Source organism: Micromonospora sp. NPDC048843 (assembly GCF_040649965.1).
Lineage (GTDB): Bacteria > Actinomycetota > Actinomycetes > Mycobacteriales > Micromonosporaceae > Micromonospora > Micromonospora hortensis.
Genome location: NZ_JBEZGJ010000216.1, coordinates 1 through 10,439, shown reverse-complemented (window position 1 = coordinate 10,439; position 10,439 = coordinate 1). Strand labels below are relative to the sequence as shown.

The window sequence follows — 10,439 nt, the reverse complement described above, 5'->3', positions numbered from 1 at the left end:
GTTGGGTGAGGCCACTACTTCCTGGATCGAGCGCGATCTTGCGGGCGAGCCGGCGTACCCGGCGGGCCGGCGGGTTGGGGTTAGCTGGCTTCGACGATCATGGCGGCGCCCACCGTGCGGTTGGTCGCCTCGTCGATGATGACGAAGCCGCCGGTGGTGCGGTTACGGCGGTACTCGTCGGCCAGCAGCGGCACGGTCGTGCGCAGTCGCACCCGGCCGATCTCGTTGAGCCGCAGTTCGTCGGCCGACTCGTCGCGGTGCAGGGAGTTGATGTCCAGCCGGTAGTGCAGCCCGCGCACGATCGCCCGTGCCGACCGGGTGGTGTGCTTGATCGCGTACCGGCCGCCGACCCGCAGCGGGGCAGTCTCGTCCATCCAGCAGACCATCGCCTCGATGTCCTGGGCCACCGCCGGCGCGTTGTTCGGCCGGCAGATCAGGTCACCCCGCGAGATGTCGATCTCGTCGGCCAGTCGTACCGTCACCGACATCGGCGGGAACGCCTCCGGGACCGGCCCGTCGGCGGTCTCCACGGCCTCGATCCGGCTGGTGAAGCCGGAGGGCAGCACCATCACCTCGTCACCCGGCTTCAGCACGCCGGAGGCGACCTGGCCGGCGTAGCCGCGGTAGTCGGTGACAGTGGTGGACTGCGGACGGATCACGTACTGCACCGGGAACCGGACGTCGACCAGGTTGCGGTCGCTGGCGATGTGCACCCGCTCCAGGTGGTGCAGCAGCGACGGGCCCTCGTACCAGGGCATGTTGTCCGACCGGGTGACGATGTTGTCGCCGCGCAACGCGGAGACCGGCACCACTGTCAGGTCCGGTGCGTCGAGCTTCGCCGCGAACGCTGTGAACTCGTCGGCGATCCGCTCGTAGACCTCCTGAGACCAGTCGACCAGGTCCATCTTGTTGACACAGAGGACCAGGTGCGGGACCCGCAGCAGGGAGCAGAGGAACGCGTGCCGGCGGGACTGCTCGACGAGGCCCTTGCGCGCGTCCACCAGGATCAACGCCAGGTCGGCGGTCGACGCCCCGGTGACCATGTTGCGGGTGTACTGGATGTGGCCCGGGGTGTCGGCGATGATGAACTTGCGCCGGGGGGTGGCGAAGTACCGGTACGCCACGTCGATCGTGATGCCCTGCTCCCGCTCGGCACGCAGACCGTCGGTGAGCAACGCCAGGTTGGTGTATTCGTCACCGCGGGCCGCGCTGACCGCCTCCACGGCGGCCAACTGGTCGGTGAAGAGCGACTTGGTGTCGTAGAGCAGCCGCCCGATCAGTGTCGACTTCCCGTCGTCAACGCTGCCGGCGGTGGCGAACCGCAGCAGGTCCATGGCCCGGGCCTCCGGCCCGGCCCCGGTGGCAGCCTGGGCCTCCGCATTCGCGGACGCCACGATCTCGGTGCTCATCAGAAGTAGCCCTCCCGCTTGCGGTCCTCCATGGCGGCCTCACTGACCCGGTCGTCACCACGGGTGGCGCCGCGCTCGGTGATCCTGGTGGCAGCCACCTCCTCGATGACCTTCTCCACGGTGTCCGCGTCGGAACGGACAGCGGCGGTGCAGGAGGCGTCGCCGACGGTGCGGTAGCGCACCTGCGCCTTGAACCGCTCCTCACCCGCGCGGGGGCGGAAGAACTCGTTCACGGCGTAGAACATGCCGTCCCGCTCGATCACCTCACGCTCGTGCGCGTAGTAGATCGACGGCAGCGGGATGCGCTCCCGCGCGATGTAGTGCCACACGTCCAGCTCGGTCCAGTTGGACAGTGGGAAGACCCGGATCGACTCGCCCGGGTGGTGCCGGCCGTTGTACAGCGACCACAGCTCCGGCCGCTGGTTCTTCGGGTCCCACTGACCGAACTCGTCGCGGAAGCTGAACACCCGCTCCTTCGCCCGGGCTTTCTCCTCGTCCCGGCGGGCGCCACCGAACAGCGCGTCGAAGCGGTGCTTCTCCACCGCGTCCAGCAGCACCGGTGTCTGGATCCGGTTACGCATGCCGTCACCGGACTCTCGGACCATGCCGCTGGCCAGGGCCTCCGGCACGCTCGCCACCACGAGTTGCAACCCGAGCTCGGCAACCCGTTGGTCGCGGTATTCCAGGACCTCGGGGAAGTTGTGCCCGGTGTCGACGTGCATCACCGGGAAGGGGACGTTGGCCGGGGCGAACGCCTTCTGCGCGAGCCGCAGCATGACGATCGAGTCCTTGCCACCGGAGAAGAGCATCACCGGGCGTTCCATCTCGGCGACCACCTCGCGCATCACGAAGATGCTCTCCGCTTCCAAGGCGTCCAGGTGGGAGACCTGGTACGCCGCGGGGGTGGTCATGACACCGGCTCGATTCGCTCGCTCATCCGATTTCCAGACCTTTCCGGTCGGGCATGTCAAGAAAGTTCGCTCAGGCTACCCGGAATGTTTCTGCAACGCTGCAAGCAACCGGGTGGCGAGATCCTTGCGGCAGACCAGGAGGTCGGGCAGCCGCGGATCCGCCTCGTTGTATTTCAGCGCAGAACCGTCGATCCGGGAAGCGTGCAGTCCGGTGGCCGTCGCCACAGCGATCGGGGCTGCGGAGTCCCACTCGTACTGCCCACCTGCGTGGATGTACGCGTCCACCTCACCGGTGACCACTGCGGCGATTTTCGCTCCGGCCGAGCCCATCGGCACCAGGTGCGCCCCGACGTCCTCGGCCAGATCGGTCAGGAAGACCGGGGGCCGGCTCCGGCTTGCGGCCAGGCGGATCCTCCGCTCGCCGGCCGTCGCCGCCTCCACAGTCATCGGCGGGTACGCCGGCGGGTAGTCGGTGCCCAGCACCCGGTGCTGCGCCGGCAACCCCACCGCCCCGGCGACCAGCCCGTGCGGGCTCGGCGCGTTGCGCGCCCAGAGCGCCACGTGCACCGCCCAGTCCGAGCGCCCCTCCTCGGAGAACTCCCGGGTGCCGTCCAGCGGGTCGACGATCCACACCCGGTCCGCGTTCAACCGGGACACCGCTCCGGTGTTCACCTCAGCGGCCCAGGCCATCCGCGAGCCCTCGTCCTCCTCGGAGAGCACCGCGTCACCCGGACGCCACTTCGCCAACTCCGTGCGGATCAGGTCGTGCGACACCTTGTCCCCGGCCGACTTCAGCGCACCGGCGTCGGCGAAACCCATCTCCGTACGCAGGTCGAGCAACGCCTGCCCAGCCCGGGACGCCAACCATCGGGCGAACGCGCCATCGATCATCGGAGGACTGCTCATCTGTCCGCTCCCGTCGCCTCGCCGCGCTGCCCGCACGGGCCGATCCGCCGCGACTCGCGTCGCCGGTCGCGGCACGCTGAAAGGCGCAGACTACCGGCCCGCCGTTTCCGATTCGGGTACGCCCCGCCCGGCTCAGCCGCCGTGGTAGAGGTTCTGGGTCGGCTCCACACCCTTGGTGATCACCGACTCCACCACGTCGGCGGCCCGGTCCACCAGGAAATCCAACTCCTTGCGCTCGGCCGCGCCGAAATCCGACAGCACGTAATCCGCCGGATCCTGGCGCCCCGGCGGTCGGCCGACGCCGAACCGCACCCGGGCGTAGTCCTTGGTCCCCAACGACTTCGACATCGAGCGCAGGCCGTTGTGCCCGCCCTCGCCGCCGCCGAACTTGATCCGCACCTGACCGAAGTCGATGTCCAGCTCGTCATGCACCGCGATCACCTGCGCGGTCGGCACCTTGTAGAACTGTGCCAACGCTGCGACCGGCCCGCCGGACAGGTTCATGTACGTCAGTGGCTTGACCAGCACCAGCTTCGGCCCGCCGAACCCCAGCCGCGCCTCGGCCACCTCGGCCACCGCCCGCTTGTGCCGGCCGAAACGCGCACCCACCCGCCCGGCCAGCAGTTCGGCCACCATGAACCCGACGTTGTGCCGGTTGCCGGCGTACTCCCGACCCGGGTTGCCCAGGCCGACCACCAGCCACGGCCCCGCCTCGTCCGTCACTACCTGTCCCTTCCGACGCCCATCCCACCGACTCCCGATATGCCGACAGGCGCCCCCGAACATTCGGGGACGCCTGTCGCACAGTACGAACCGATCAGGCCTCGGTGCGCGCCTCGGTGGCCTCGGCGGCAGCCTCGGTGTCCGCGCCCTCGGAGCCCTCGGTGGTCTCGCCGGCCTCGGCCTCGGCCTCGTCGGTGGCGGTCTCGACCTCGGGCAGCGTCGCCTCGAGCTGCTCGGCGGTCGGGGCGGCGGTGATCGACGCGACGGTCAGCTCCGAGTCGACGGCCAGCTCGACGCCGGTCGGCAGCTCGACATCGCCGGCAGTCACCAGGGTGCCCGCCTCCAGGCCCTCGATCGACGCCTCGAGGTGGTCCGGAACCTTGGTGGCGTCCGCGGTCACCGAGAGGGTGTCGTGGTCGTGCACGATCAGGGTGTCCCGGGCGGCCTCGCCGGTCAGCTGGACCGGGACCTCGACGGTGACCTTCTCGCCCCGGCGGACCAGGATCAGGTCGACGTGCTCGAAGGTGTCGCGGATCGGGTCACGCTGGATCGCCTTCGGCAGCGCCAGCACCTGGGTGCCGTCGGCGATGTCGATCGCGAAGAGCTGGTTGGCACCACCCTTGCGGATCGCGGCGGCGAACTCCCGCGACGGCAGCGCGATGTGCTTGGGCTTCTCGCCGTGGCCGTACAGCACGGCGGGCACCTTGCCGGCCCGGCGGGTACGGCGGGCACCACCCTTGCCGAACTCGGTACGGGGCTCGGCGCTGATCTTTACCTCGGACACGGGGAAACTCCTGATGCTTTTCGCTGCGGCGGCTTGTCGTCTAACGGTGCTGGGGCGAGGGGCTCGCTGGGGCTCATGCGTCATGAACGACTGCCCGGAGCACCGCGTCGATGACGGTGCCTCCGTGCGGCGCTTTTCAGCGGCCCGCCGGGCACCCTCGCCGTGGCAACCGCACCAGTCTACCCGAGCTGTTTCCAGGGTTTCCGGCAGTCCCCGATCACGGCTCAAGACCGGCGCGTCGGTGGTGCTCCCACCAGCGTGCCGGCCCCGTTTCCACCAGTTTGCCAGCCCCGCCCCCGCCAGCGTGTCGAGTGGCGGAAACGGGGCTCAGGCTCAGCTCAGGCCACCGAAGAGGGTGGTCACCGAGCCGTCGTCGAAGACCTCGCGGATCGCCCGCGCCAGCAGCGGCGCGATCGACAGCACTGTGAGCTTGTCCAGCTGCTTCTCCGGCGGGAGCGGCAGGGTGTTCGTCACCACGATCTCGCTGATCGAGCTGTTCTTCAGCCGCTCGGTGGCCGGGTCGGACAGCAGCGCGTGGGTGGACGCGACCACGATCTCCGCCGCGCCCGACTCCTTGAGGATGTCGGCGGCCTTGGCGATGGTGCCCCCGGTGTCGATCATGTCGTCGACGATCAGGCAGACCCGGCCCTCCACCTCGCCGACCACCCGGTTGGCCACTACCTGGTTCGGCTTCATCGGGTCACGGGTCTTGTGGATGAACGCCAACGGGCAGCCGCCCAGCCGGTCGGTCCACCGCTCGGCCACCCGCACCCGGCCCGAATCCGGTGCCACCACTGTCATCGGTCGGCCGGCGTACTTGTGCTCCACGTACTCGGCCAGGATGTCCATCGCGAAGAGGTGGTCCACCGGGCCGTCGAAGAAGCCCTGGATCTGCGCGGTGTGCAGGTCGACGGTGAGGATGCGGTTCGCGCCGGCGGTCTTCAGCAGGTCCGCCACCAGGCGCGCCGAGATCGGCTCCCGACCACGGTGCTTCTTGTCCTGGCGGGCGTACGGGTAGAACGGCAGCACCACTGTGATCCGCTTGGCCGACCCCCGCTTCAGCGCGTCCACCATGATCAGGGTCTCCATGACCCACGTGTTCACCCCGTGCGTGACGGACTGCACCACGAAGGCGTCCGAACCACGTACCGAGTCCTTGAACCGTACGAAGATCTCGCCGTTGGCGAACTCGTACGCGTCGGCCGGCGTCGGCGCGACGCCGAGCACCTCGCCGATCTCCTTGGCCAACTCCGGAAAGCCACGTCCGGAAAAGAGCATCAGGCTTTTGCGGTTTTCGGCGACGATGCTGCCCATGGGCCCGTCTGCTCCCGTTATGTCGGCGGTACCCGACCCGGTGGTGGTGGGTCAGGGACTATTCGGTTGCAGTATCTCCCGCGCCGGATGCGCCGCCCACCGTCTCGGTCGCCCCGTGGATTGCCTCACTGTGGCTTGCGGCACCAGTCGTACCGGACCCGCCCTTCGCGTCGCCGGCCCGCTGCGCCGCCTCCGCCGCGGCAGTGCCGGCGCGCCGCTTGACCACCCAGCCCTCGATGTTGCGCTGGCGCGCGCGGGCGACACCCATCGCCCCTGGCGGCACGTCATCGATGATCACCGACCCGGCTGCCGTGTATGCCCCGTCGCCCACCTCGACCGGCGCCACGAACATGTTGTCCGCACCGGTCCGCGCGTGGCTGCCGATCACCGTGCGGTGCTTGTTGACGCCGTCGTAGTTCACGAAGACCGACGCGGCGCCGATGTTTGTCTGCTCGCCGATCGTCGCGTCGCCGACGTACGTCAGGTGCGGCACCTTCGCGCCGGCGCCGATCTGCGAGTTCTTCACCTCGACGAACGTGCCGACCTTCGCCTTCTCGGCCAACTGGGCGGCCGGCCGCAGGTACGCGTACGGCCCGACGGTAGCGCCCGCGCCGACCTCGGCGCCCACGGCGTGGCTGCGGACCACCGACGCGGCGGGGCCGACGATCGTGTCGATCAGGGTGACGTCCGGCCCGATCAGCGCGCCCGCGCCGACCACAGTGCCGCCGCGCAACTGGGTGTTCTGGTCGACCACCGCGTCCCGGTCCAGCGCGACAGTCACGTCGATCCAGGTGGTGGCGGGGTCGAGCAGGCTCACCCCGGTGCGCATCCACGCCTCGTTGATCCGGTCGCGCAGCAGCCCGCGCAGCGTGGCCAGCTCCACCCGGTCGTTGCAGCCCAACGTCTCGACGTGGTCCACGGCGACGTGCACCGCGACCGGCTCGCCGGCGGAACGGAGCAGACCGAAGACGTCGGTCAGGTACTCCTCGCCCTGGTCGTTGTCGGTGGAGAGCTTGCCCAGCGCCTCGCGCAGCCGTACCGCGTCGAACGCGTAGATACCGGCGTTGATCTCCCGGATCGCGCGCTGCGTCGTGTTGGCGTCGCGCTCCTCGACTATCTGCTCCAGGCGGCCGTCGGCGTCCCGGACGATCCGCCCGAGGCCGGTCGGGTCGGGCACCTCGGCAGCCAGCACTGTGGCCGCCGCGGCGGCCTCCTCGTGCGCGGTCACCAGCGCACCCACCGTCTCGGGTCGCAGCAGGGGCACGTCGCCGTTGATCACCACGACGGTGCCGGCACCGTCCGGTACGGCCTCCAGCGCGATCCGTACGGCGTGCCCGGTGCCGAGTTGCTCGGCCTGGAGCACCGGAGTGGCGTCCGGAGCGACCTCGGACAGGTGCGCCCGCACCTGGTCGGCGCCGTGCCCCACCACGACGACGGTGCGGTCCGCGCCCAACGGTGCGGCGGCGCTCAGCACGTGACCGAGGAGCGTCCGACCGAGCAGGGGGTGCAGCACCTTGGGCAGTGTCGACTTCATCCGCTTACCCTCACCGGCGGCAAGTACGACGACGGTACGGAGGTGGGGCTGGGGCACGACGTGGCTCCCGTCGGGACGGCGGACACTCTCGCGGCCATGCTAGCCGCGAGGCCCGGCACGTTCCCCTCTTACCCCCACCGGACCCTAAAGCGGACGTAGGTGGGCAGCTCGGCCGCCAGGGTTCGAACCTGAAATACGGGTACCAAAGACCCGGGTGTTGCCAATTACACCACGGCCGATCAGCGACGCGAGCACGTCGCACGAGGGATGGACATCCCGCCGCTACACCTTAGCGCCCCCGCCGTCGGATGCCAGCGCTCATCCCGCCGCACGGCGAGCGGTCGATGCCGTCGACAGTTCGGGGGGCGTCGGCCCGCGCCTCGGCCGCCCTCTTCCGGGGCCGGTCAGGTGCCCGCCACCGGGCCGGCTGACCTGCGGCTTCGAGCAGTTACGCGAAGACGATTCGAAACTTCCTCGTGCGATCTACGGTGCCGTAAGTTACGGTGACGTAGGCGTAGCTTCGTGATCGTTACCATCCCCCTGCGAGGTCCCATGTCCACTGCTCTGCTCGATTCCAACACCGCCGGACCCGGCCCCAAACCACTCACCGACGGCAGCCAGTCCCCCGGCATCCTGGCCGCCCTCTGGGCCTTCGTGGTGATCCCCTTCGTCGCCCTGCTGGTCGCCGTTCCGGTGGCGTGGGGCGGCTGGCTGGGCTGGACCGACGTGATCATCGGCCTGGTCTGGTACGTCGTCTCCGGGCTCGGCATCACCGTCGGCTTCCACCGCTACTTCACGCACGGCTCGTTCAAGGCCAAGCGGTGGCTGCGGGTGACGCTGGCGGTCGCGGGTTCGCTGGCGGTGCAGGGCGAGATCATTCAGTGGGTCGCCGACCACCGGCGCCACCACGCGTTCTCCGACCTGGAGGGCGACCCGCACTCGCCGTGGCGCTTCGGCACCAGCTTCTGGGCGTTGACCCGAGGCCTTTTCCACGCGCATGTGGGCTGGCTGTTCCGCCGGGAGCTGTCCAACCGCGGGCGTTTCGCACCCGACCTCATCGCCGACCGGGACATCAGCCGTGTCGACCGACTCTTCCCCGCGCTGGTGGCCATCTCGCTGCTCGGCCCGGCGCTGATCGGCGGCCTGGTGACCTGGTCCTGGCAGGGCGCGCTGACCGCGTTCTTCTGGGCCGGACTGGTCCGGATCGGCCTTCTGCACCACGTCACCTGGGCGATCAACTCGGTCTGCCACGTCTACGGTGAGCGTCCGTTCGCGATGCGCCAGGGCGACCGCGCGTCGAACTTCTGGCCGCTGGCGATCCTGTCGTTCGGCGAGAGCTGGCACAACCTGCACCACGCCGACCCGACCAGCGCCCGGCACGGTGTGTTGCGTGGTCAGGTGGACATCTCCGCCCGGGTGATCTGGTTGTTCGAGAAGACCGGCGCGGCAACCCAGGTGCGCTGGCCAAAGCCCGAACGCCTCGCCGCCAAGCTGGTGAAGCCTGTCGCACCCCACTGAAACCGGGCGGTGCACGGGGATGCCGCCTGGCAGGATGGCCGGGTGACCGAGCCATGCGGGGGGACCGGGCGGCTCGGCGGACGGGGAGCCGAGCCCGATCCGGGTACGGTCGAACGGCGCGTCAGGGCGGTCGAACCGCCCGACAGTGAGGCGACGACGTGAACGGGCACAGCGGAGGAACCATTCCACGGCAGGGCGTCACCGAGCGCCAGCGAGGCGGCGACATGCCCGAGGTCAGCGACGAGGCGGCGGCAGCCGTCGGCGGCCGACGGGCGACGCCGACGGCGGCACCGAAAGCCAAAGCTCCCTCCCGGGTCCGCATGTCGGCGGCCCAACGCCGGGAGCAGTTGATCGCGACCGGCCGGCAACTCTTCGCCGAGCGCGGTTTCGACGCCACCTCCATCGAGGAGGTGGCGGCCCGCGCCAAGGTTTCCAAGCCGGTGGTCTACGAGCACTTCGGTGGCAAGGAAGGGCTCTACGCGGTGGTGGTGGACCGGGAGGTCCGGGCCCTGTTGGACCGGATCACCACGGCGTTGACCGCAGGGCATCCGCGGGAGCTGCTGGAACAGGCCGCACTCGCCCTGCTGACCTACATCGAGGAGGAGACCAGCGGTTTCCGGGTGCTGGTCCGTGAGTCGCCGCTGATGTCCGGCACTGCCAACTTCAGCAGCGTCATGAACGACGTGGCGCACCAGGTCGAGCACATCCTGGGCGCCGAGTACAAGAGCCGCGGGTACGACCCGAAGCTCGCCGAGCTGTACTCGCAGGCGCTGGTCGGCATGGTGGCGTTGACCGGTCGCTGGTGGTTGGAGGTGCGTAAGCCGCGCAAGGAGACGGTGGCGGCGCACCTCGTCAACCTGGCCTGGAACGGGTTGTCGCACCTGGAGGCGAAGCCGACGCTGATCACCGCACGGCGCAACTGACAGCGATCAGCGGCGGTGCACGTCGGCCACCGGGTGCTTGCGGTGCTCCAACTCCGCCTCGGCGGATTCCGGTGGGCCGACCTTGTCGTAGAGGCCGGTGCCGAGCAGGATCAGGCCGAACAGCATCGACACGACAACTGTCGACATCGAGAAGTTGAGGAAGTTCGCGTCGGTCTGCAGCACCGACATCATCAGGATGCTGGTCACCAGGAACACCACGCCCGCTGTGAGGTTCATGTAGTGGCCGAGGTTGGTACGCCGCGAGGCCCCGATGATCAGGACGACCCCGAAGATCACCGAGGCGAGCGAGAAGGCCAGGTTGTCGGCGGCCACGTCAAGACGGCGTTCGCTACGCAGCCAACCGGGCACACGGTGCAGTCACCGAGCGCCGTTCAGAGCCCGTCCGTGCCGGTCACC

At 69.5% G+C, this 10,439-nt stretch carries 9 protein-coding genes, 1 tRNA gene and 1 pseudogene; 2 read left to right on the top strand and 9 right to left on the bottom strand.

What is annotated here, in order from left to right; all coding sequences use genetic code 11:
- Positions 1–80: 80 nt before the first annotated feature.
- The 8 genes from AB0C20_RS32105 to AB0C20_RS32070 all read right to left on the bottom strand — a co-directional run bounded on the left by AB0C20_RS32105 (position 81) and on the right by AB0C20_RS32070 (position 7,820).
- A complete protein-coding gene (locus tag AB0C20_RS32105; protein WP_357191029.1) occupies positions 81–1,334 on the bottom strand; it encodes a GTP-binding protein in 1,254 nt (417 codons plus the stop codon).
- 74 nt (positions 1,335–1,408) lie between these two features.
- Positions 1,409–2,320 (bottom strand): sulfate adenylyltransferase subunit CysD, encoded by a 912-nt coding sequence (gene cysD, locus AB0C20_RS32100; protein WP_091394617.1) that lies wholly within the window; start codon positions 2,318–2,320, stop codon positions 1,409–1,411.
- Positions 2,321–2,395: 75 nt separating this feature from the next.
- Positions 2,396–3,226, bottom strand: a complete 831-nt coding sequence (locus AB0C20_RS32095; protein WP_357569391.1) for a 3'(2'),5'-bisphosphate nucleotidase CysQ — start codon at positions 3,224–3,226, stop codon at positions 2,396–2,398.
- Between the two features lie 132 nt (positions 3,227–3,358).
- Complete coding sequence (gene pth, locus AB0C20_RS32090) at positions 3,359–3,949, bottom strand: aminoacyl-tRNA hydrolase (RefSeq protein WP_238683598.1); 591 nt, start codon at positions 3,947–3,949, stop codon at positions 3,359–3,361.
- 94 nt (positions 3,950–4,043) lie between these two features.
- The gene (locus tag AB0C20_RS32085; protein ID WP_238683599.1) at positions 4,044–4,733 is read right to left on the bottom strand and encodes a 50S ribosomal protein L25/general stress protein Ctc; all 690 of its coding nucleotides are present in this window, start codon (positions 4,731–4,733) and stop codon (positions 4,044–4,046) included.
- Positions 4,734–5,066: 333 nt separating this feature from the next.
- Entirely contained in the window at positions 5,067–6,047 is a 981-nt protein-coding gene (locus AB0C20_RS32080) for a ribose-phosphate diphosphokinase (protein ID WP_030329105.1), read from the bottom strand.
- Positions 6,048–6,105: 58 nt separating this feature from the next.
- Complete coding sequence (gene glmU / locus AB0C20_RS32075; protein ID WP_357191015.1) at positions 6,106–7,638, bottom strand: bifunctional UDP-N-acetylglucosamine diphosphorylase/glucosamine-1-phosphate N-acetyltransferase GlmU; 1,533 nt, start codon at positions 7,636–7,638, stop codon at positions 6,106–6,108.
- 110 nt (positions 7,639–7,748) lie between these two features.
- Positions 7,749–7,820: transfer RNA gene (locus tag AB0C20_RS32070), tRNA-Gln, on the bottom strand.
- 313 nt (positions 7,821–8,133) lie between these two features.
- Here AB0C20_RS32070 and AB0C20_RS32065 point away from each other — a divergent pair.
- Positions 8,134–9,099, top strand: coding sequence for an acyl-CoA desaturase (locus AB0C20_RS32065; protein WP_210784778.1), 966 nt, complete (start codon positions 8,134–8,136; stop codon positions 9,097–9,099).
- A gap of 224 nt (positions 9,100–9,323) precedes the next feature.
- Positions 9,324–10,022: a TetR/AcrR family transcriptional regulator gene (locus AB0C20_RS32060; RefSeq protein ID WP_357191010.1), complete on the top strand. Its 699-nt coding sequence runs from the start codon at positions 9,324–9,326 to the stop codon at positions 10,020–10,022.
- 6 nt (positions 10,023–10,028) lie between these two features.
- Here AB0C20_RS32060 and AB0C20_RS32055 read toward each other — a convergent pair.
- A pseudogene (locus AB0C20_RS32055) lies at positions 10,029–10,343 on the bottom strand (DUF4383 domain-containing protein); the annotation flags it as partial.
- Positions 10,344–10,439 lie beyond the last annotated feature (96 nt).